Source organism: Rhizobium sp. RU36D (assembly GCF_900176345.1).
GTDB lineage: Bacteria > Pseudomonadota > Alphaproteobacteria > Rhizobiales > Rhizobiaceae > Allorhizobium.
Genome location: NZ_FWXU01000016.1, coordinates 35,960 through 56,872, shown reverse-complemented (window position 1 = coordinate 56,872; position 20,913 = coordinate 35,960). Strand labels below are relative to the sequence as shown.

Below are 20,913 nucleotides of genomic sequence, written 5' to 3'. Positions count from 1 at the left end.
TATTCTTCCCTCACCTCGCCCCGCTCTGGCGGCCTGGTTGGGTGAGCATCCAGCGATCGATCTTCTGCTCCAGCAGTTCGGGGCTGATCGGCTTCGACATGTAGTCGTCCATGCCGGCGGCGAGACACAGCTCCCGGTCGCTTTCCAGCGCATGGGCCGTCACCCCGATGATCGGCACATGGCGGCCATCTCCGGCTTGCGCCTCGAGTGCGCGGATCGCTCGCGTTGCCTCATGGCCGTTCATCACCGGCATCGACACGTCCATGAGGATTACGCCCGGATCCAGCCGCTTGTAGGATTCGACCGCCGCCGCGCCATTGGCGACGATGACGAATTCGATCCCCATGCCATGCAGGATCTGGGTGAAGACGATCTGGTTGACCTCGTTGTCCTCGGCGACCAGCACGGCCGGATGCGACTTGAGCACGGCGGACGCCGTTGTCGCCTGCGGTTCGCGCATGGTTATCTCGGGCAGTTCTGAGGCTGGCTCCACGTGCCTTGTCCCGCTGCCGCGCCTGATACGCCCTGCCCGCACCACATCGACGATCGCAGCACGCAGCATATAGGCGCGCGCCGGCTTCATCAGATGGGCCTGCACGTTGAGTTCGCGGAAGATGTGTTCGTCGCCGACCATGTCCATGGAGGTCAGGAAGATGATGGCGATATCGTCGAACCGCCGGTCCCCGCGGATCAAGCGCGCCACATCCATGCCGTTCATGCCGGGCATCTGGTAATCGATCACCAGAGCGTCGATGGCGATGCCCGTGCGCGCCGCCTCGTCCAGGATCGCCAGCGCATAACGGCCATTCTCGACGGCCACGCCGTCAAAGCCCCAATTCGCCAGTTGCTCGGTCAGGATACGCCGGTTGATGGCATTGTCGTCGATGACCAGGATGCGCGCGTCCTGAACGTTGAACGGCACCGGGTTCAGCCTCTGGCGGTCCTTGGCGATGACGAAAGGCAGATAGACGGTGAAAACCGATCCCCTGCCCACTTCGCTCTCCACCTCGATCCGCCCGCCGAACAGGTCCACCAGCCCCGCCGTGATCGCGAGACCAAGACCGGTTCCTTCATGACGGCGGGTCGAGGAGGCATCCACCTGGGAGAACTTGTCGAAGATCGCATCGCGCTTGGATGGCGGAATGCCGATGCCGGTATCCTCGATGCGGATCGCCGTCATCACATGGCCCGGCTCCGCCGGCTCGGACGAAAGCTCGATCAGCACATGGCCCTTTTCCGTGAATTTCACGGCATTGCCGACGAGATTGGTGACAATCTGACGGAAGCGCCCGGCATCGCCGACCACCATATGGCGCATGGTTGCGTCGCCACGCACGATGAGTTCGATGTCCTTTTCCGCGGCGGATGTCGATAAGAGCGTTGCGACATCCTCGATCGCTTCCACAGGATCGAAAGGCGCCTTGCGCAGGCTGAGCTGCCCGGCATCGATCTTGGAGAAGTCCAGGATATCGTTGATGATCGTCAGCAGCGCATTTCCTGACTTGACGATGATATCGACAAAGGTCTTCTGCCGGGTGTCCATCGCCGACTTGGACAGAAGCTCCGCCATGCCGAGCACACCGTTCATCGGCGTGCGGATTTCATGGCTCATATTGGCCAGGAATTCGGACTTGGCGCGGTCGGCGGTCTCGGCCCGCAGCAGCAGTTCCGTCAGCTCTTGTTCGCGCTGCTTGATCTCGGTGACATCGGTGCAGGCGATGGTCCAGCGCCCACGGCCGCTCACCGTCACTTCCATCTGCACCCAGGTCTTCCGGTCGGCCAGGAAGACAACCGAGAAGGGCTTGATGTCTTCCCCGTCGGCCGTCCAGGCCTGGAAAAACTCGTCCGGATTGTCGCCGAAATCGCCACGCGCGGCGCAGTGGTCGAAGCAGGCGCGCCATGGCTGTCCCTGCGCCACAAGGTGTGGCGGCAGATCGAGGATTTCTGGCAGCGCGTCATTGGCCAGCTTGATCTCTTCGCCCTCGATCACCAGCAGGCCCTGTGACATCACGCGCGTGGCGTCGCGCATCACCTGGCCAAGTTCGGCCAGCCGCGCCCGCGCCTCGCTGATCTCCTGCTCGCGCTGGCGCACGTCGGTGATGTCGGAATAGGTGATGAGCACGCGGCCATCGATGATCGCCTGGCAGGTGACCACCACCATCTTGCCGTCGGATGCCTTAAGCTCCTGGTGGGGTGTTTCTTCGACAACCCGCAATTCCTCAAGCCGCTGGCCCGCTTCGGCCGAAAAGTCCAGGTCGCTCCACCAGGTCCAGCCCTGCTCGTGCCGGATCTGCTCGAATTCCAGGAAACTGTGGCCCTCAAGGGTTTCGGTGACCGGCCATTCCCAGATCTCGGCGACTTTCGCATTGGCGAATTCGATCGTGCGGTCCTTGCCCAGGATCAGCACCCCAACCGGCATGCTGCGCAGGATACCATTGAGATAAGCCGAGAAGCGCTCCGCCTGTCCCTGCGCTTCGATCAATTGCTGCTCGCGGGTCTTCAGCGCGGACACGTCGGTGATCGAGCCGACCAGATATCGCCGCTGGTCCGTGGTTTCGATGCGCTCCACCCGCGTGATGACTGGCATCTGCCGGCCATCTTCGAAGGTAAGCACCTCGTGTTTTTCAACCGTTGCATTGTCCCGAAGCACGGCCTCGTTCTGCTCTCGCAGCTCCTCCCCCGTCTGAGGGAACATCTCGCTTTCCGTCTTGCCCAGGAATCGCTCGCGTGGACCGCCGAGGATCTGTTCATAGGCGGCGTTCATGAACACCAGACGGCCGGCGCTATCGCGCAGGAAGACCGGCACCTGCATCTGCTCAAGCGCAGACCGATAAAGGCTGGTTTCCAGCTCCCGCTGCCGGAGCGCCGTGATGTTGGAATAGGCGATCAGATACTTGCCGGTTTCCAGCCGCTTGCTGTGGACGGCGAAGACATCGCCATGGGGGCTTATCAACTCCCAGGCCGAGCGCGAATCATTTGCCCGCAACTGCTCCACGCGGCGCCGATAGAGCGCATCGACCGTATCGCATTCCAGATTTTGCGCACCAACCTGCAGGCCATATTCCAGGAACTGCCGATAGGTCCAGCCGGTGATGTCGAAGTCATGTTCGACCTTCCACACATCGTAGAATGCGTCATTGGCATATTCGATCACGAAGTCCGGATCGACGATCAGAATACCGACCGGCAGCGCCCGCAACAGGGTCTCCAGATGCAGGTGCAGGCCCTCGGCCTCCTGCCTGGCGGCGTCAAGTTCGGCCTCGCGCGCCATCTGCTGGGAGATGTCGTTGACCGATCCGACGATGTAGCGCTCGCCGTCGCTTGTCTCCACCCGCATCGTCCGGGAAACGATCGGCACGGCGGTGCCGTCTTCATGAAGAACGGTATCGAAGGCCTGAACCGACTCGCCCGTATCGAGAAGCTTCTGATTGTTGTCGTAATACTGCTCGCCAAGCTCGCCAAAGGTCTCGACCTCGACCTTCCCAAGCACATCCTCGGCCTTCAGGCCGCGCAGCGCCAAATAGCTGCGGTTCACGAAGATCGTCTGGTGGGATGCATCCCGCACATAGACGCCGCTGGGCGCATTTTCCAGGATCGTGCGGCACAGTTCTTCCGACAAACCATGCTGGTCGGACGAGGTTCGGGTGAAGCTGGACTGGCCACCGGATGCGCGCTGCACCTCGGTCTCGTCAAACATCCCGAAAACATAGACGGAGCCGTCATCGGTTTCGAATTTTTCCAGGCGCACGCGATAGCGCGCCGGGGAGAACGGATCGAAACACAAGGCGCTTTCTTCCTCTCCGAAGACCAGCGTGCGGCGCTCGCGCTCCTCGCAGGCCTCGTCCTCGGGGCGGTCCGAAAGGTCGGCAAAGGTCTGGCCGATGAAATCCTCGACCGTCAGGCCGAAGAAGCGCGCATAGGCGTCGTTGACCGCGACATAGCGCAGCTCGCTGTCCTTGACATAGGCCGGCACCTTGAGCGCACGGATCCTGGTGCAGGCAAGTGCCAGCAGGCCATTATCTTCCGTCGTCAATATGCACCTCCCGCCTGCGACTGTCGCATTATGGTAAACGAAGAATCACTAACACAGCTTTTACGCGTCGACTCTTAACGGCAACAGTATTCTGTTTTCAGAGACGAAGCCGCGCGGACTTTTCGCGGATGTTCTGGGAAAGTCAGCCTGTGGTCGCAAACAGCCACGCCATCGCGCCGCAAATTCTGTCAGAAATCGATGTCGAGGATAACACAGCGGATATACCATGAGCGACATCGGCAACGCAGGCACGACTGATCTCGAGACAATGCCATCCCCGACAGAACGCCGCCGTCGCGGGGGCGGACGCGGCGCCGAGCGCAGCCGCGCCAACAGCGGCTCCAACTACCGCAATCTCGTCAACCGGATGGCGAAAACCGAACTGCTCGACCCCGAGGCGCTCAACGATATCCACGAGGCATCGCTGACCATCCTTGAGGAAATAGGCATGGATATCATCCTGCCGGAGGCGCGCGCGATCATGCGCCGCGCCGGAGCCTCGGTGACGGAAGGGTCGGAGCGGGTGCGGTTCGACCGCGGACTGATCCTTGAGATGATTTCCTCCGCCCCGTCGCAATTCACCATGCATGCCCGCAATCCCGCCCGCAATGTCGAGATCGGCGGCAACAACCTCGTCTTTGCCCAGATCGCCAGCGCGCCTTTCGTGGCCGACCGCGAAGGTGGCCGCCGCGCCGGCAACCAGGAGGACTACCGCAAGCTGGTCAAGCTCGCGCAATCCTATGACGTGATCCACACCACAGGCGGCTATCCGGTCGAGCCGATCGATATCCACGCATCGGTGCGCCATCTCGATTGCCTCTCGGACATGGTCAAGCTCACCGACAAGGTGTTCCATGCCTATTCGCTCGGCCGGCAGCGCAACCTCGATGCGTTGGAAATCACCCGTATCGGCCGCGGTATTTCCATGGAGCAGATGGAACGTGAACCCTCACTCTTCACCATCATCAACTCGTCGTCGCCGCTCCGCCTCGATGGCCCGATGCTCCAGGGCATCATCGAAATGTCATCTCGCAACCAGGTGGTCGTCGTCACCCCCTTCACGCTGGCGGGAGCGATGGCACCGGTCACCATTGCCGGGGCGCTGGTCCAGCAGAATGCCGAAGCCTTGTGCGGCATTGCGTTCACCCAGATGGTCCGCAAGGGCGCCCCGGTGATGTATGGCGGCTTCACCTCCAATGTCGACATGAAGACCGGCGCGCCGGCCTTCGGCACGCCCGAATACATGAAGGCGGTGATCGCAGGCGGACAGCTGGCGCGCCGCTACGGCATCCCCTATCGCACCTCCAACACCAATGCCTCCAATACCCTGGATGCGCAGTCGGCCTATGAATCCGCCCTCTCCCTTTGGGCGCTGACCCAGGGCGGCGGCAACTTCATTATGCATGCTGCCGGCTGGACCGAGGGCGGCCTGACCGCCTCCTTCGAGAAATTCATCCTCGACGTCGACATGCTGCAGATGGTGGCGGAGTTCCTCAAACCCCTCGACGTCAGCAAGGATGCGCTGGCGCTCGACGCTGTGCGCGAGGTCGGCCCCGGCGGCCATTTCTTCGGCACGGCCCACACGCTGGCGCGCTATGAAACCGCCTTCTACTCGCCGATCCTTTCCGACTGGCGCAATTTCGAAACCTGGACCGATGCGGGTCGGCCGACCACCTATGATCACGCCAATCGCGTGTTCAAGGAAACCCTGGCGCGCTATGAGAAGCCGCCGCTCGATCCAGCGATCGAAGAAGAACTCGATGCCTTCGTCACCCGGCGCAAGGCCGAGGGCGGCGTGGCGACCGATTTCTGATCAACTCGCTTCCAGACCGGCCAGATAGACCTCGTAGGTCTGGTGCGGCCCGGCCTGGAAGCGCTCGCCGAGCACCTTCCAATCCTCGACACGGTCGAGGCGAAAGTCGCGGAACGCATCGCGGGTCTCGCACCACGCCGTCATCACCCAGATCGGGCCGAAATTGACCAGCGCCAGCGGCCAGACCACCCGCTGGCTGCGCTCGCCGGCGAGCGAGTGATAGGCGATCCAAACCTTGCGATTGGCCGACAGCGCCGCCCTGACATCGCCAAGGCATTCCGGCGGCATCGGCTGGGCGTGTCCGCGAAAGGCATGAATGGGGGCCGCCTTCAACCGGGCCGCATGCTCCGGCGGCAGGATGCCCATCATCTTGTCCCGCGCCTCGCGCGCCGCCTGCCCAAGTCGAGGATCGCCCAGCATTTCCACCGCCCGGATGCCGAAGGCCAGGGCCTCCAACTGCTCGAAGGTGAAGGTCAGCGGCGGCGCGTCGAAGGCTTCGCGCAGCAGATAGCCCACACCACGCTCGCCATCGATCGGCGCGCCGGAGGCCATCAGATGCTCCATGTCGCGATAGATGGTGCGCGGCGCCACCTCCATCTTCTCAGCGATCTCCGCTGCCGTCATCGCGCGGCCGGTCGAGCGCATGAGCTGGATGATACGAAACAATCGGTCGGCGGGGCGCATGCTCACTCCCTTAAGAAGGCAATGGCCACAAGGCTGGCAAGAGCAGCGTGATAGGTCAAGCCATCATCCAAGCCATCATCAAAGTCAGGAGATCGTCATGACCACCACCATCCTCGAAATCGCCATCTGCACCATCGCCGACGCCTCTGCTGCCGACAAGGCCCGCCACGCCGCCATGGAGGCCATCCGCGGCTATCCCGGCTTCATCAGCTGGCGCGCGCTGAGCGCCGCGGAGGACAGCAACACGATTGCCGACCTCGTGGAATGGTCCGACAAAGCGAGCGCCGATGCGGCGGCGGCCAAAGTGCAGTCGGACCCCGTTTTCGCGCCTTACATAGCAGCCATATCAGCTGTTACGCTGATGCAGCACTTCCACACCAAGGCGGAGATCTGAGCTGACATGGCCGAGGCCCTGAAACACCTGATCAGTCCGGCCACCGCCCGCGCCACCGCGGATGCCGTGGCCCAAGCCTGGCCGCCATTCGACCATGCCGGCTTTCTCGGCGATGTCCTTGCTCGGCTCGACGGCCTGGAACTGATGCAGCGCGGTCAATGCATCGCCGACGCCCTGCACCAGCGGCTACCCCGGGATTTTGCCGAAAGTGCGCCCATCCTCAAGGATTGCCTGCCAGGCAAGAATGATCGAGGGCTCAGCGGCTGGGCCCTTCTCTCCTTCAACCAATACATCGCCGCCCAGGGGCGCGGCCATTTGATCACAGCGCTCGATCTTCTGAAGGCCCTGACCCCACACTTCACCGCGGAATTCGGCATCCGGCCCTTCATTGCCGAAGAGCAAGACACGGCACTCGCGATCATCGGCGAATGGGTACAGGACCCGAACCACCATGTGCGCAGGCTGGCGAGTGAGGGCACCCGTCCCCGCCTGCCCTGGGCGATGCGCCTGCCGGCGCTGGTGCGCGACCCGCTGCCACTGCTGCCGATCCTCGAATCACTCATCGATGACGACGAGGACTATGTCCGCCGTTCCGTCGCCAACAGCCTGAACGACATTGCCAAGGATCACCCTGATCTCGTCGCCGATTTCGTCGAGCGTCACGCAGAAGGTGCCTCCAAGAACCGCCTATGGCTGCTGAAGCACGCCTCGCGGACGCTGGTGAAGAAGGGGCACGCGAAGGCGCTCGCCAATTTCGGCTTTGCCGCAATCGACGGCATTGGCGCCCACCTGACGGTCGCTGCAACCCATATCGACTTTCCCGGCATGCTGGATTTTCAGGTCGCCTTGAAAAACGAAACCGATGGGCGACAATCCCTCCTGATCGACTATGCCATCCACCATCGCAAGAAGGACGGCAGCCTGTCTCCGAAGGTGTTCAAGGGCAAGGCGATCACTCTTGGTCCAGGTGAAACGGTCCATGTTGTGAAACACCATGCGTTCCGGGCCATCACCACCCGCGTCTACTATCCCGGCGCCCACCGCCTCGAAGTCTTCGTCAATGGCCAGAGCGTGGCAGCTGCGGATTTTACCCTTGCGGCACCGACCGCAGGGCCTGAGGCACCATAGTCGATAGGCAAATCTGCAGGAGGGCGACTGAACCGTCGCCCGCTGGTATTGCTTGAGCAAAGGGCCGCTCTACTCGGCCCTCTTCCGGCCCGTGATCATGGCGCGAACCAGATTTTCGCGATGCTCCAGGCTGGCCAGGATGACGCCGGCGATGTGCAGCACGATCAGCCCCAGCGTGGCATACACCATAGCCTCATGCGCCTCTTCCACCCACTCGATGCCCCAATAGGCGTCAGTGGTCATCATATAGCCCGTCGTTACGATGCCGGAGATTGCCAGCAGCAGCGCCAGCACCATGGCGCCGCCCGCAGGGTTGTGGCCGACATAGCGCTTTGCCCGCAGGAAGGCCGTATCCACCAGGAAGCGAGTGACCGTGAGCGGCGAATAGATGAAATTGGCGAACCGCGCATGCTGGGAGCCGAAAAGGCCCCAGAGCACACGGGCGGCCACAAGCCCGCCGATCGCATAGCCCGAGAGGATGTGGGCCGTTTCCCATTCGTCGCCGGTCAGGAAGGAGAAAGCGAAGAATGCAACCAGGGACCAGTGAAATACCCGCACGAAGGGGTCCCAGACCTTGACCATGGCCGGCCGCGAAGCGCGGTCGGCCTGGGTGCCGGGCATTGTCTGCTCGGCCATGGACATCACTCGGCTCCGACCTGTTCACCGGTGGCCGGGTTGAAGATCGCCTCGACCTTCTTGCCGTCCTTGATGCCATAGACCTCGTAGCAGCCGTCTTCAACCTTGACCTGGCGGACCTCGAAGCCGAGTTCGGTCGCCTTGGCCTTCATGGCCTCTTCCGTCATCCACTTGTCCTTGGGAGCGTCACACTTGGTGCTCTCATCCTCGGCCTGGGCGAAGCCCGCGAAGGAGGCGAAGGAGGCGAAGGAGGCGAAGGTGATGAGCGAGAGGGCGATGAGCTTGTTCATGACAGGTTATCCTCGTTGGGACGGCAGAGCGGGATTGCCCTCGCCGTTGAAATGCACACTAGCCCCCTGCGGCTGAGCGATAGCTGACGAGGAATGTCAGCGAATTGTAAGTTTCGCGGTGCTAAACCCAAGGGATGAAACGCGCACGACACCCCAACCTCAACTCTATCTCCAGGCAAGCGGCCCCCCTGCTGCTGGCGCTTGGCCTTGCCGCAGCGATAATCCCGAAGGCATGGGCTGACGGAGACCACGACTGGGACGACGCTACCCGCGACAGCCTGCATCGCCGGGTCGAGCGCGGCGAAATCAAATCGCTGGCGGCGCTTCGCGCCATCGTGCAGGACAAGGTGCCGGGTTCCATCGTCAGCACCAAGCTCTCCACGGATGATGGCCGCATCACCTATGAATTCCGGGTCTTGCGTCCCGACAATCGCATGGTCGAAATTGAACTCGATGCGGCAAGCGGTGCCATCCTTGAGATGGAGAACGAAGAATGAGAATTCTGCTCGTGGAAGACGATCCGCTGATCGCCCGCGACGTGATCGCCAATCTCGAGCGCGCCGGTTTCGTCGTTGTGCATGAACGGGACGGAGAGGCCGGATGGTTTGCCGGCAGCGAGGAGGAGTTCGCCGCAGCCGTCCTCGATCTGGGCCTGCCGCGCATGGACGGTCTCTCGGTGCTACGCAAGTGGCGCACCGCCGGCAACACCTTGCCGGTCCTGATCCTGACCGCCCGTGGCAACTGGCAGGAACGCGTGGAAGGCATCGACGCGGGCGCGGACGACTATCTCACCAAGCCGTTCCAGATGGCGGAACTGCTGGCGCGCCTGCGGGCGATCATCCGTCGCAGTGCCGGCCAGGCAAACCCGGTCATCTCGATCGGGGACCTGACCATCGACGTCAGGACCAAGTCCGTCACCCAAGGCGGAAGACCGGTCGACCTGACGCCGCTCGAATATCGCTGCCTCGCCTTCCTCGCCCATAATCGCGAGCGCAATATCTCGCAGATGGAACTGACGGAGCAGCTTTACGCCCAGGATTTCGAGCGGGAGAGCAATTCGGTCGAAGTGCTGGTCGGTCGGCTGAGGCGCAAGCTCGGACGCGACGTCATCGTCACCCGCAGAGGATATGGCTACCGCCTGGCGGACGAAGCATGATGACGCGCTCGATCCGCGGTCGCTTCCTCCTGGTGTCGGTGACCAGTGTGCTGGTGGCGCTGCTCCTGGCGAGCCTGGTGCTGATCTCGCTGTTTACCCGCAGCCTGGAAGCCCGCATCGACCAGGAACTGACCAGCCACGTCAATAACCTCGCTGGCTCGCTTCGCTTTGCCGCCGATGGCACGCTGGAACTGCCGGACCGACCCATAGACCGCCGTTTCGAAGAGGCCTATGGCGGCCTCTATTGGCAGGTCGAAGACGATGGCAAAGCCCAAAGGCTGCGCTCCGCATCGCTCTGGGACTATGCCCTGCCTCTGCCGGGTGACGAGCAGGAAACCGGAGCGGTGCATCGCTATCGCCTTCCCGGTCCCGAAGGACATGATCTCATCGTCCAGGAGCGCAAGATCACCTTTGCCGCACCCGGCGGCGCCCGCGCCATCCGCATCGCCGCGGCCATGGACGCCTCCGTCGTCGACCAGGCCAGCCGCGGCTTCGCCATGGACCTGATCCCCTATATGTCGGCGCTGGCCGCCTTCCTGATTGCCGCATCCCTTGCGCAGCTGACCTTCGGCTTGAAGCCAATCGCGTCGGTCAGCCAGGCACTGGACCGCATTCGCGAGCGCAAGGCCGAGCGCATGACCGGCCCCTTTCCGGCGGAATTGCAGGGCGTGGTCAACGCTGTCAATCAGTTGCTCGACGCGCAGACGAAGCTGTTCGAGAAAGCCAGGAGCCGCGCGGCGGACCTGGCCCATGGTCTGAAGACCCCGCTGACTGTACTCTCCAACGATGCCGCGACCCTGCGCGAACGCGGAGAGACTGACATTGCCGACGAACTTGCCCATCTCGCCAGCGTGATGCAGGCCCATGTCAACCACGAACTGGCCCGCAGCCGCATCGTCGGCAATGCCGCCATGCGCCAATCCGATGCGGATCTCGGGGTATCGATCGCACGGCTGGTGCGGACGCTGAAACGTACCCCGCAGGGGGAAGCCCTGCATTGGGACATCGCCATACCCGAGGGCACCACCGTCGCGCTGGATCCGCAGGACCTCAGCGAACTCCTGGGCAACCTCATGGAAAACGCCTCGAAATGGAGCCGCACCACCGTGTCCGTTCGGGCGACCCAGGATGCGGGCACCACGAGGCTTGTCATCGAAGACGACGGCCCTGGTGTTGACCCCGCAGACCTCAAGACCATGCGCGAGCGCGGCAAACGGCTTGATCTGACCACCCAGGGCACAGGCATAGGCCTTGCCATCGTCTCCGACATCGCGGAGGTTTATGGGCTTGGCCTCACCATAGAAAATGTCGATACCGGAGGCCTGCGGGTATCGCTGACCTTCTGACCTTCTTCGCTGCGTTGCAAAACATTCCCTTGACTTTGACGGTGAAACGCCCCAAATGCGCCTCAGGCTTTCACCTTCCGGCCGCCGCGTGAGCGCGCCCCGCGACAAAAGACGAAACGCGAAGAAGGACAGAAGCGCCAACATATAGGGCCAATAACGGCCCGCGCGCTGGAAAGCTTTTTTCCAACTTACAAGTTCCCACTTCACGCGGGGTTCTTGACGCCAGAAGCAGGCAGGATCGCAAGGAGCGATCGTGTCCGTTATGCTTTTGGCGCCCCGAAAGGTATTAGAATTGACCGACTTCCATTCGCTTGGACTGTCCAAGCAGATCGTGGCTACGCTTTCCGCTCTTGGCTATGAACAGGCCACTCCCATTCAGGAAAACGGCATCCCGGTCGTCATGCAGGGCAAGGACCTCATTGGTCTCGCCCAGACCGGCACCGGCAAGACGGCCGCCTTCGGCCTGCCGCTGATCGAAATGCTGCTGGCCGACCCCAAGCGGCCCGACAATCGCACCACCCGTGCGCTCATTCTCGCTCCGACCCGCGAGCTGGTGAATCAGATCGGCGAGAACCTGCGCAACTACGTCAAGAAGACCCCGCTCAGGATCAACCAGGTCGTCGGCGGCGCTTCGATCAACAAGCAGCAGCTGCAGCTGGAAAAGGGCACCGACATCCTCGTTGCCACGCCGGGCCGCCTGCTCGACCTGATCGCCCGCAATGCGATCTCGCTGCGCGCCGTCACCTATCTGGTGCTCGACGAAGCCGACCAGATGCTGGATCTCGGCTTCATCCATGATCTGCGCAAGATCGCCAAGATGGTGCCGGCCAAGCGCCAGACGCTGCTGTTCTCGGCCACCATGCCGAAGAGCATTGCCGATCTCGCCGCCGGCTTCCTGAAGGATCCCGTGACGGTCGAAGTCTCGCCCCCGGGCAAGGCTGCCGACAAGGTTGAGCAATACGTGCATTTCGTCAACGGCCAGAACCACAAGACGGAAATGCTGAAGAAGATCCTCACCGAAAACCCGGATGGCCGCTCCATCGTCTTCCTGCGCACCAAGCATGGCGCGGAAAAGCTGATGAAGCATCTGGACATCGTCGGCTTCTCGGTCGCCTCCATCCACGGCAACAAGAGCCAGGGCCAGCGCGAGCGGGCCTTGAAGGGCTTCCGTGACGGTGAAGTGAAGACGCTGATCGCGACCGACGTCGCCGCCCGCGGCATCGATATCCCGGCCGTCAGCCATGTCTTCAACTATGACCTGCCAGAAGTTCCGGACGCCTATGTCCACCGCATTGGCCGTACCGCCCGTGCCGGCCGTGACGGCATCGCGATTGCCTTCTGCGCACCCGATGAAGCCCGCCTGCTGAGCGACATCGAGCGGCTGATGGGCATCGAAATCGCGGTAGCCAGCGGCGAAGCCCCGATGGACCGTGGCCGTCCGGCCCGCCCCGCCCGTCGTGGCGGCGGCGGTGGTGGCGGCAACAACCGCAACCATCAGGCCCAGGGCCGTGGCAAGCATGAGGGCGGCGAAGGCCGTGCCGCGCATGGCGAAGGTCGCCCGGCCGGCAAGCCCGGCCACCGCAAGGGTGGCAATGGCGGCGGTGCCGGTCGTCCCGGCGGCGCTCGCCCCGGCCAGGCCAAGTCAGACCAGGGCAAGCCCGGCCAGCCCCGCTCGGCCAATGCCGGCGGCTATCGCGGCCCTCGCCGCAGCGAAGGCTGATTGGTCAGGTCAGAGAATTGAAAATGGCGCGGCTTCGGTCGCGCCTTTTTTGTTGGGGTGGCAATGAGATGGTGCGACTGCGCTTGTTCCGGCGAGCGAGATGGGGCTCCGCACCCCCTCATCCGGCGCGACGCGCCACCTTCTCCCCGCTGGGGAGAAGAGTAGCAATCAGCCTCGGCACTTATTCGGACACAAAAGTCACAGGCCAATGGACCGTCGTACCGCGCGGCAAGACCAATCCATTTGCAATCACGCCAATCTTAGGCACGAAAGTTAGCCGCTCCTCTTCTCCCCAGCGGGGAGAAGGTGGCGCGTAGCGCCGGATGAGGGGGTCGCAGACTCCAGACGGCAGTCAGCGCGCGTATCCCCTACCCCGCAGCCTTCCGGTTCGTCAGATACACCCCCACCACGGCAATGACGGTGCCGATCAGCATCAGCAGCGTGATCGGCTCACCGAACAGCGCGGCGGCCTCAAGCGCTGCCAGCGGCGGCACCAAATAGATGAGCGAAGCCGCCTTGGACACTGCGCCGCGGCGGATCAGATAGAGCAGCAGCAAGACCGCACCCATGGAAATGCCGAGGACCGACCAGGCGAGCGTGGCGAAGAGCGGCAGGCCCCATTGCAGATGCATGTCTTCCAGCAGGAAGGCGAAAGGCAGCGTGATCAGCAAGGCGCCGACATATTGCAGCGTCGCGACTGCGCGGATGTCTCCATCAGGCAGATAGCGCTTCTGGTAGATCGTGCCATAGGTAACCGACACCATGCCTAGCACGTTGATCGCCACAGCAAAGGCCGGGATGGCGCCCGCATCGACCGTCAGCACCTTTGGCAGCACGGCAAGCGCGATGCCGACAAAGCCCAGAAGCAGACCGAGCCGTTGCAGGTTCGACAGACGCTCACCGATCAGGAAGGGCGCGGCGATTGCCGTCATCAGCGGCTGCAGGCCGGCAATGATCCCGGAAATGCCCGCCGGCACCCCATGGCCGACGGCCCACCAGATCATGCCGAGATAGATCCCGTGCAGGAAGACGCCTGACACGATCGCATGCAGCCAACCGGCCGAGGTCCGAGGCCAACTGACCCCGGTCGCCCGACAGAGCGCATAGAACAACACGCTTGCCGTGGCATATCGCAGCGCCAGGAAAGTGAGCGGCCCACCCAGGATGGCGGCATATTTGGCAGTCACCCAGCCTGTCGACCAGAGCAGGACAAAGATGGCAGGTGCAAGGCGATCAAGCGTCATGGAAACACCGTTGTCGGACAAGACTACCGGAATGACCATGCCGACCGGCGACAAACCCGGTAGGCCTGATGCAGGCCGAGGTCAAAGCAATTCGTTTGATGGCAGTCGTGAATTTCCTTGAGCATCGCCCATCGAGCTTCGCCTCATGGCGTTTGATTAAATTGTGAGCAATTTCGGTTTTAGCTTCTCGACACAGAACAATAATCGGTCAGGCGAGATGCTGCGATCTTAGGCAGGCTCCGTCCCATCCCTCAGAATCTGCCGCATACCTGGGCTTTTGATGCATTTTTGCCCGCAACCCCCGATCTCAAAAAACTTCATCGCGAACTGTGCATGGTTCTTGCATTGCGAGATTGCTTGTATTCAAATATCGAAAAAATGGGGACGGCACCGTTGGCATTTGATGAAATGATGGATCCGGACAGCAGTCCGAGAGCGCCCTACAAGAACTACCACGATTGGTACGCAAGCCAGGACCCAGCCCACCTCATCGCGAAGTCCCGAGACGCTGAGAATATCTTCCGCAAGACCGGCATCACCTTTGCCGTCTATGGCCATGAGGACTCCTCGGAAAAGCTGATTCCGTTCGACATCATCCCGCGCATCATATCGGGACGCGAATGGCGCCGGCTGGCGCAAGGCATCGAGCAGCGCGTCCTGGCGCTCAACGCCTTTCTCGACGACATCTACCATAAGCAGGAAATTATCCGCGCCGGCCGCATTCCGCGCGAACTGATCGAGAACAATGTCGCCTTCCTGCCCGAGATGATCGGCTTCCGGCCGCCGGGTGGCGTCTACACCCATATCGTCGGCACCGACATCGTGCGCACGGGCGAAGACCAGTTCTACGTGCTTGAAGACAATGCCCGCACGCCATCCGGTGTCAGCTACATGCTGGAAAACCGGGAAACCATGATGCAGATGTTCCCGGAGCTGTTCCAGCTCAACAAGGTGCAGCGCGTCGAGGACTATCCATATCTGCTGCGGCAATCGCTGGCGACGCTCGCCCCGCCCGGTTGCAAGGGCAAGCCGCGGGTGGCGGTGCTGACCCCCGGCATCTACAACTCCGCCTATTACGAACACTCCTTCCTCGCCGACATGATGGGCGTGGAACTGGTCGAGGGCTCCGACCTGCGCGTCATAGACGGCAAGGTCAAGATGCGCACCACACGCGGCTACGAGGCGATCGACGTGCTCTATCGCCGCGTGGACGATGATTTTCTCGATCCCCTCACCTTCCGCCCTGATTCGGCGCTGGGTATCCCCGGCATCATGGATGTCTACCGCGCCGGCAACATCACCATCGCCAATGCCCCTGGCACCGGCATATCCGACGACAAGGCCATCTATTCCTACATGCCGGAGATCGTCGAATTCTACACCGGCCAGAAGGCGCTGCTCGAGAACGTGCCGACCTGGCGCTGTTCCGAACCCGACAGCCTGAAATACGTGCTGGAGCATATCGACGAACTTGTGGTGAAGGAGGTGCATGGTTCGGGCGGCTACGGCATGCTGGTAGGCCCGACCGCCTCGAAGAAGGAACGCATAGCCTTTGCCGAGAAGCTGAAGGCTCGGCCGAACAACTATATCGCCCAGCCGACACTATCGCTATCGACAGTGCCGATCCTGGTGAACAAGGGCATCGCCCCGCGCCATGTCGACCTGCGTCCCTATGTGCTGGTGTCCGACAAGGTCCGCATCATCCCCGGCGGCTTGACCCGCGTGGCCCTGAAGCAGGGCTCGCTGGTGGTCAATTCCAGCCAGGGTGGCGGGACCAAGGATACCTGGGTGCTGGAGGATTGAGACCGATGCTGGGAAGAACTGCAAACGGCCTCTTCTGGATGTTCCGCTACATCGAGCGGGCCGAAAACATTGCCCGTCTCGTTGACGCGGGCCTTCGCATGTCGCTGACGCGCAGCGGCGCGACCGACGAGGACTGGGATGGCGTGCTGCGCAGCGCCGATGTGCGCGACACCTTCGGCGAAAAATATGCCAAGGTGACCGCCGCCGACGCCATTGACTACCTGATGCGCGACCTGAGCAACCCCTCGAGCGTGATGTCCTGCATTGATTCGGGCCGCAACAATGCCCGCATGGTGCGCACGGCGCTGACCCGGGAGACCTGGGAGGCCACCAACGAATGCTGGATCGAAATCAAGCAGGTCATGGCCAAGCGGCTGAAATCCGCCGACCTGCCTGAGGTGATCGACATCATCAAGCGTCGGGCCGGCCTCATCCGTGGCGCCTTCCACGGCTCGATGCTGCGCAACGAGATCTACAACTTCGCCCGCATCGGCACCTTCATCGAGCGTGCTGACAATACCAGCCGCATTCTCGACGTGAAATATTATGTGCTGCTGCCGGCGATCAGCCAGGTTGGCGGTTCGCTTGACAATATGCAGTGGGAATCGATCCTGCGCTCGGTCTCTGCCCATCGCTCCTATCGCTGGGTCTATGACGGCGAGTATCGTGCGGCCAATATTGCCGACTTTCTGATCCTGAATGGTCAGATGCCGCGCTCGCTGGCCTATAGCTACGAGAAGATCGTCAGCAATCTCGGCTATATCGCCAAAGGCTATGGCGAGCGCCACGCGGCCCACGACACGGCGGAATCGATCCGCGCGACTCTGGCGGGCATGAGCATAGACCGCATCATGGACCAGGGCCTGCACGAATTCCTCGACAATTTCATCTCCCGCAACAACCAGCTGGGGGTAGAGATCACCGAGGGCTACCGCTTCTACAAATGAGCTCACAAGGAGCGCCGCTGCCGGCGCTCCATTTGCCCCATGACGACGGCCGGACACGGCGACGGGAAGACCACGATGCGGCTGAAGATTACCCACACCACCGAATACACCTATGACGAGCCGGTGCACTATTCCCTGCAGCGGCTTAGGCTGACGCCTGTGGCCTGCAGCGGCCAGACCGTGCTGTCTTGGAATATCGCCGTCGATGGCGCGACCGTCGAAGCCGGCTTCAACGACCAATTCGGCAACCATACCCATCTGGTGTCTACCGAAGGCGACAGCCATACGGTCCACATCGTTGCCTCGGGTGAGATCGAGACCGTGGATCGCGCCGGGGTCTTCGGACCCCATACCGGCTTCGTGCCGCTCTGGCTCTATCTGCGCGATACGACACGCACCAAACCGGGCAAGCTCACCCGCGAACTGGCGCGCGCGCTGCCCGGCGATACCGATCTCGCCCGCATGCATGCGCTGATGGCGGCAATCCATACGTCGGTCGCCTATGTCCCGGGCTCGACCACGACAGAGACAACGGCGGAACAGGCGCTGGAAGCCAAGCGTGGCGTCTGCCAGGACCACGCCCATATCTTCATAGCCGCCGCCCGCATGCTGAAATTGCCGGCCCGCTATGTCTCGGGCTATCTGATGATGGAAGGCCTGAACGAGCAGACCGCGACCCATGCCTGGGCCGAGGTGCATCTCGGTGGCCTGGGCTGGGTCGGCTTTGACCCCGCCAACGACCTCTGCCCGGACCATCGCTATGTGCGACTGGCAACGGGCCTCAGCTACGCCGACGCCGCCCCGATCTCCGGCATGCGCATCGGGCTTGCCGGCGAGGACCTCGAAGTTACCGTCAAGGTCGAGCCGCAAGGGCAGAGCCAGTCGCAAAGCCAGTCGTGACGGGAACGGCGATCCTCTCCTGATTGAGGCAGCGCCCGACACCAAGCGGACAAGGGCGTTCTTGTCCCGCAAGCTCGGCTCAAACTTGTCACGGTTTATTCCCCCCGCGAAAGGGGACGCTGATGCTGTTTGGACAATCCTTGTTCCAGTCCGTGCTGGAGCGGCTGCAGGCCGAGGCAATCGATGAGGACGAAGATAGCGCCACCAAGGCCTATCGCGTGCGCGGCCTCGGCGCGAGCTTCATTGCCGAACCGGTGAACCCCGCCGCCGCTGACCTCGAACGCGGACAAGCCCTCTATCGCGAGATGATGGAGGACATGCCCCCGACAGAGCCGGAGGTTCCCCCGGCCCCGCCGGAACCGCCGGCCCATCTTCTACGGCTGACACCGGAAGAAATCGCCGCCGACCTCGACCTCAGGACGACCGATAGCGTGGCGGTGCTGGCGGAAAAACGCCGCGCCTTCGCCCGCCTCAATCACCCCGACGGCGTGGTCGCCGATTTCCGCGAGATGGCGACGGTGCGCATGAAGATCGCCAACCTCCTGGTCGACGAGGCGATCCGGCTCCAGACGGTGTGACGGCGACCGTCAGTCGTAGAGCCGACCGAGCAACTGCACCAGTTGATCGCGCGCCTGAGGCCCGCCCAGCCGCGCCACCACCCGGTCCTCGTGGCTCTTCCAGATCGGCTTCAACTCGTCCAAATAGGCAAGACCGGCCTTTGTGATGAACAGGCACTGCACCCGCCGGTCCGTCTCGGACTTGCGCCGCTCGGCAAGCTTGCGGCCCTCAAGCCCATCGATGATGGCGACGAAATTGGCCCGCTGAATGCCAAGCGCCTCGGCCACTTCGCTTTGCTTGAGGCCTGGGTTGCGCGACAGCACCATCAGCACTGCGAAGTCAGGCGGCCGGATGCCCTCAGCTGCAAAGGTTTCGATGAAATCCTGGTAGACATAGAGCTGCGCGCGCCGCAAGGCATAGCCAACCGCATCCGCCATCACCGAAAAATCGATCTCGGATCCGACGGTCTCGCATATCTCGTCCTTGAGCATTCGCCTTGCCAATCCATCTCTCCCACGCAAAGACCCTGTCGGGCGCCGCCACCTGGATTTTAATCAGAACTGAATAAGACCTATAGCAGGGCCTCCGTTAGGCAAGCCAACAATCAGCAGTTTCGACAACTTTTATGGTACAAAACAAATACGGCGGTGAAGAGTCGGAGGTCCATGACGCGCGACAGTCCCGGGAAAACCGCCCCGGTTGCGCCGACATCGAGCCATCGCCCGCCTGTAAACATGCACCGCGCCACGCAGCAACAAGAGCACCAACGCAAGGACCGCCAAACAGCCATTCGGCCTTTATCGCCCCACGTGGAAAATGATGCATTTTCCGCATTGATGCCCGCCCCGGTCTGCGCTATGAACCACCTCACCGGCGCCACAATGTTGCGTCGATTGAGAGCACCCGTAGCTCAGCTGGATAGAGTGTTGGATTCCGATTCCAAAGGTCGCAGGTTCGAATCCTGCCGGGTGCGCCAATTAATGTAACGCTTGGCAACAGCGTACACCGGCTTGGCAACAACGTGCACTGAGCATGGCATCAGCGTACACCGAGTTCAAAATAACCCAATCAAATCAATAACCGTACTCCGATAAGGCATTTTGTGGCCAGTCGTCGGGTGGTTCGCATTGATCTGCTGCAGCCGCTGCGTGGCTCGAGAGAAGTGCATCGAAAACGAGAGCGGCAGCTCCACTGTGGCGCGGCGCGACCTTCTGGACACTCGTGCACGACCTTCTGGACAGAAAATTTTGCGGACTGTGGCGACGCGCTGCCTTTGGCACAGGCGTGCATGAGCTTTGGCAGATAGTTTTGCAGCGGAAGCTTGGGTCGGCATGCAACGGCTTCTAGGCAGAGATGTTCCGCCTTCCCAAAGCGACCTCAAACAACAGACATCGGTCCGATCGAGAACAGTCCCTCGATGTTCTAACGGCAGCTTTGCGCCAATAGGAGACATGGACTACTTCGAGGGTGCAGGCTGGAAGGGGCCGTGTGCGGACTGTCCTATGATGGAGTGCCGAACGACGAAAGGGGACGTCCAACATGGGGCGCTGCTGTCCGAGTTCGGCCCGAAGGCGACATCGCACTCGTCCTCTCGTCCGAACGGGACTTAGACGGTGGATGACTTATGCAAATGCAAATGTGACCCTCCAGGATTGATATGCGGGGTATGACACAGTCGAAGTATTCGTATTCGAAGACGGATCCCAAATGTCTGGCTCCTTAATCGGTTGAGAACGCTCCGCGCAAGGCAACCACAGGATTATTTGGTTGCTTTGCGACCATCAGGATCATCAGCATGACTATTCCGACCGCGATTACGAATCTTATTGACCGGGAGCTATACGCGAACGTTCAATGGAAAAAACTTCCGTCCGGCCTAGCCAAACCGTTAACGGACGAGATGAAGGCGGAACTAAATAGCCGCAAGACAAACGCCGCGCGGGTAGCCGCAGAACTGCAGGCAGAAAGGGCCCAACGGCCTGAGGCTGGTGAAGTCACCCAGGCCAATAGTTGGACGCTCACAAACGTTGCCCAGCTGCAGGACGACCAGATCCCCGGAAGGATCAGCTATATCACTGATCTCATTCAGAGCGGAGAAGCGGAGAAGTACAGCTTCTTTTCGGGCAATGGCGACGAGCAGACGACATCGATCCACCAATACCTCTATTGGCTGCAGCTTCGCTCCAAAGAGATCGAAAGCGACGGCACCTACACACCGGACATGTTCAAATAATCGATGCGATCGGCAACCAACGGATTCG

The 20,913-nt window shown here is 61.8% G+C and carries 18 protein-coding genes and 1 tRNA gene; 13 read left to right on the top strand and 6 right to left on the bottom strand.

Going from position 1 to position 20,913, the window contains the following annotated elements:
- Positions 1-10: 10 nt before the first annotated feature.
- Positions 11-4,033, bottom strand: coding sequence for a PAS domain-containing protein (locus B9A97_RS18485; protein ID WP_084366907.1), 4,023 nt, complete (start codon positions 4,031-4,033; stop codon positions 11-13).
- Between the two features lie 226 nt (positions 4,034-4,259).
- Between B9A97_RS18485 and B9A97_RS18480 the strand changes: the two genes are divergently transcribed.
- Positions 4,260-5,846 (top strand): trimethylamine methyltransferase family protein, encoded by a 1,587-nt coding sequence (locus tag B9A97_RS18480; RefSeq protein ID WP_084366905.1) that lies wholly within the window; start codon positions 4,260-4,262, stop codon positions 5,844-5,846.
- Here B9A97_RS18480 and B9A97_RS18475 read toward each other — a convergent pair whose 3' ends face one another.
- Positions 5,847-6,530 carry a helix-turn-helix transcriptional regulator gene (locus tag B9A97_RS18475; RefSeq protein WP_084366903.1) on the bottom strand — a complete coding sequence of 228 codons (684 nt, stop codon included), beginning with the start codon at positions 6,528-6,530 and terminating at the stop codon, positions 5,847-5,849.
- Positions 6,531-6,627: 97 nt separating this feature from the next.
- On the opposite strand from B9A97_RS18475, the gene B9A97_RS18470 reads away from it, so the two are divergent.
- Both B9A97_RS18470 and B9A97_RS18465 read left to right on the top strand, forming a co-directional pair.
- A complete protein-coding gene (locus B9A97_RS18470) occupies positions 6,628-6,924 on the top strand; it encodes a hypothetical protein (protein ID WP_084366901.1) in 297 nt (98 codons plus the stop codon).
- Between the two features lie 6 nt (positions 6,925-6,930).
- Entirely contained in the window at positions 6,931-8,052 is a 1,122-nt protein-coding gene (locus B9A97_RS18465; protein ID WP_084366899.1) for a DNA alkylation repair protein, read from the top strand.
- Between the two features lie 69 nt (positions 8,053-8,121).
- Here B9A97_RS18465 and B9A97_RS18460 read toward each other — a convergent pair whose 3' ends face one another.
- Positions 8,122-8,688: a cytochrome b/b6 domain-containing protein gene (locus tag B9A97_RS18460; RefSeq protein WP_244564288.1), complete on the bottom strand. Its 567-nt coding sequence runs from the start codon at positions 8,686-8,688 to the stop codon at positions 8,122-8,124.
- A 5-nt stretch (positions 8,689-8,693) separates the two neighbouring features.
- The gene (locus B9A97_RS18455; protein ID WP_084366895.1) at positions 8,694-8,978 is read right to left on the bottom strand and encodes a PepSY domain-containing protein; all 285 of its coding nucleotides are present in this window, start codon (positions 8,976-8,978) and stop codon (positions 8,694-8,696) included.
- Between the two features lie 134 nt (positions 8,979-9,112).
- On the opposite strand from B9A97_RS18455, the gene B9A97_RS18450 reads away from it, so the two are divergent.
- The 4 genes from B9A97_RS18450 to B9A97_RS18435 all read left to right on the top strand — a co-directional run bounded on the left by B9A97_RS18450 (position 9,113) and on the right by B9A97_RS18435 (position 13,200).
- Positions 9,113-9,475, top strand: a complete 363-nt coding sequence (locus B9A97_RS18450) for a PepSY domain-containing protein (protein WP_084366893.1) — start codon at positions 9,113-9,115, stop codon at positions 9,473-9,475.
- On the top strand, positions 9,472-10,134 hold the full coding sequence (locus B9A97_RS18445; RefSeq protein WP_084366891.1) for a response regulator transcription factor: 663 nt from the start codon (positions 9,472-9,474) through the stop codon (positions 10,132-10,134). The genes B9A97_RS18450 and B9A97_RS18445 overlap by 4 nt, the downstream gene beginning before the upstream one ends.
- The gene (locus B9A97_RS18440) at positions 10,131-11,480 is read left to right on the top strand and encodes a sensor histidine kinase (RefSeq protein WP_244564283.1); all 1,350 of its coding nucleotides are present in this window, start codon (positions 10,131-10,133) and stop codon (positions 11,478-11,480) included. The genes B9A97_RS18445 and B9A97_RS18440 overlap by 4 nt, the downstream gene beginning before the upstream one ends.
- Before the next feature lie 262 nt (positions 11,481-11,742).
- The gene (locus B9A97_RS18435; protein WP_143530590.1) at positions 11,743-13,200 is read left to right on the top strand and encodes a DEAD/DEAH box helicase; all 1,458 of its coding nucleotides are present in this window, start codon (positions 11,743-11,745) and stop codon (positions 13,198-13,200) included.
- A gap of 368 nt (positions 13,201-13,568) precedes the next feature.
- Here the strand turns inward: B9A97_RS18435 and B9A97_RS18430 are convergent, their stop codons facing one another.
- Complete coding sequence (locus tag B9A97_RS18430) at positions 13,569-14,444, bottom strand: DMT family transporter (RefSeq protein WP_084367047.1); 876 nt, start codon at positions 14,442-14,444, stop codon at positions 13,569-13,571.
- Between the two features lie 393 nt (positions 14,445-14,837).
- Here B9A97_RS18430 and B9A97_RS18425 point away from each other — a divergent pair, with 393 nt between their 5' ends.
- From B9A97_RS18425 to B9A97_RS18410, 4 genes are all read left to right on the top strand, one after another.
- Positions 14,838-16,247 (top strand): circularly permuted type 2 ATP-grasp protein, encoded by a 1,410-nt coding sequence (locus B9A97_RS18425; protein ID WP_084367045.1) that lies wholly within the window; start codon positions 14,838-14,840, stop codon positions 16,245-16,247.
- A 5-nt stretch (positions 16,248-16,252) separates the two neighbouring features.
- Positions 16,253-17,194: an alpha-E domain-containing protein gene (locus B9A97_RS18420; protein WP_084366887.1), complete on the top strand. Its 942-nt coding sequence runs from the start codon at positions 16,253-16,255 to the stop codon at positions 17,192-17,194.
- Positions 17,195-17,269: 75 nt separating this feature from the next.
- A complete protein-coding gene (locus B9A97_RS18415) occupies positions 17,270-18,094 on the top strand; it encodes a transglutaminase family protein (RefSeq protein ID WP_084367043.1) in 825 nt (274 codons plus the stop codon).
- 122 nt (positions 18,095-18,216) lie between these two features.
- Entirely contained in the window at positions 18,217-18,672 is a 456-nt protein-coding gene (locus B9A97_RS18410; RefSeq protein WP_084366885.1) for a hypothetical protein, read from the top strand.
- 9 nt (positions 18,673-18,681) lie between these two features.
- Here the strand turns inward: B9A97_RS18410 and B9A97_RS18405 are convergent, their stop codons facing one another.
- Complete coding sequence (locus tag B9A97_RS18405) at positions 18,682-19,155, bottom strand: MarR family winged helix-turn-helix transcriptional regulator (RefSeq protein ID WP_244564282.1); 474 nt, start codon at positions 19,153-19,155, stop codon at positions 18,682-18,684.
- Between the two features lie 396 nt (positions 19,156-19,551).
- On the opposite strand from B9A97_RS18405, the gene B9A97_RS18400 reads away from it, so the two are divergent.
- Both B9A97_RS18400 and B9A97_RS18395 read left to right on the top strand, forming a co-directional pair.
- Positions 19,552-19,628, top strand: a tRNA-Arg gene (locus B9A97_RS18400).
- Positions 19,629-20,447: 819 nt separating this feature from the next.
- On the top strand, positions 20,448-20,885 hold the full coding sequence (locus B9A97_RS18395; RefSeq protein WP_084366883.1) for a hypothetical protein: 438 nt from the start codon (positions 20,448-20,450) through the stop codon (positions 20,883-20,885).
- The last annotated feature ends 28 nt before the right edge of the window (positions 20,886-20,913 follow it).

Coding starts and splice junctions, on each gene's coding strand:
- B9A97_RS18480 (WP_084366905.1), top strand. CDS start 4,260: ATGAGCGACATCGGCAACGCAGGCACGACTGATCTCGAGACAATGCCA.
- B9A97_RS18450 (WP_084366893.1), top strand. CDS start 9,113: ATGAAACGCGCACGACACCCCAACCTCAACTCTATCTCCAGGCAAGCG.
- B9A97_RS18460 (WP_244564288.1), bottom strand. CDS start 8,688: ATGGCCGAGCAGACAATGCCCGGCACCCAGGCCGACCGCGCTTCGCGG.
- B9A97_RS18420 (WP_084366887.1), top strand. CDS start 16,253: ATGCTGGGAAGAACTGCAAACGGCCTCTTCTGGATGTTCCGCTACATC.
- B9A97_RS18445 (WP_084366891.1), top strand. CDS start 9,472: ATGAGAATTCTGCTCGTGGAAGACGATCCGCTGATCGCCCGCGACGTG.
- B9A97_RS18470 (WP_084366901.1), top strand. CDS start 6,628: ATGACCACCACCATCCTCGAAATCGCCATCTGCACCATCGCCGACGCC.
- B9A97_RS18395 (WP_084366883.1), top strand. CDS start 20,448: ATGACTATTCCGACCGCGATTACGAATCTTATTGACCGGGAGCTATAC.
- B9A97_RS18430 (WP_084367047.1), bottom strand. CDS start 14,444: ATGACGCTTGATCGCCTTGCACCTGCCATCTTTGTCCTGCTCTGGTCG.
- B9A97_RS18475 (WP_084366903.1), bottom strand. CDS start 6,530: ATGCGCCCCGCCGACCGATTGTTTCGTATCATCCAGCTCATGCGCTCG.
- B9A97_RS18415 (WP_084367043.1), top strand. CDS start 17,270: ATGCGGCTGAAGATTACCCACACCACCGAATACACCTATGACGAGCCG.
- B9A97_RS18410 (WP_084366885.1), top strand. CDS start 18,217: ATGCTGTTTGGACAATCCTTGTTCCAGTCCGTGCTGGAGCGGCTGCAG.
- B9A97_RS18435 (WP_143530590.1), top strand. CDS start 11,743: ATGCTTTTGGCGCCCCGAAAGGTATTAGAATTGACCGACTTCCATTCG.
- B9A97_RS18465 (WP_084366899.1), top strand. CDS start 6,931: ATGGCCGAGGCCCTGAAACACCTGATCAGTCCGGCCACCGCCCGCGCC.
- B9A97_RS18440 (WP_244564283.1), top strand. CDS start 10,131: ATGATGACGCGCTCGATCCGCGGTCGCTTCCTCCTGGTGTCGGTGACC.
- B9A97_RS18455 (WP_084366895.1), bottom strand. CDS start 8,978: ATGAACAAGCTCATCGCCCTCTCGCTCATCACCTTCGCCTCCTTCGCC.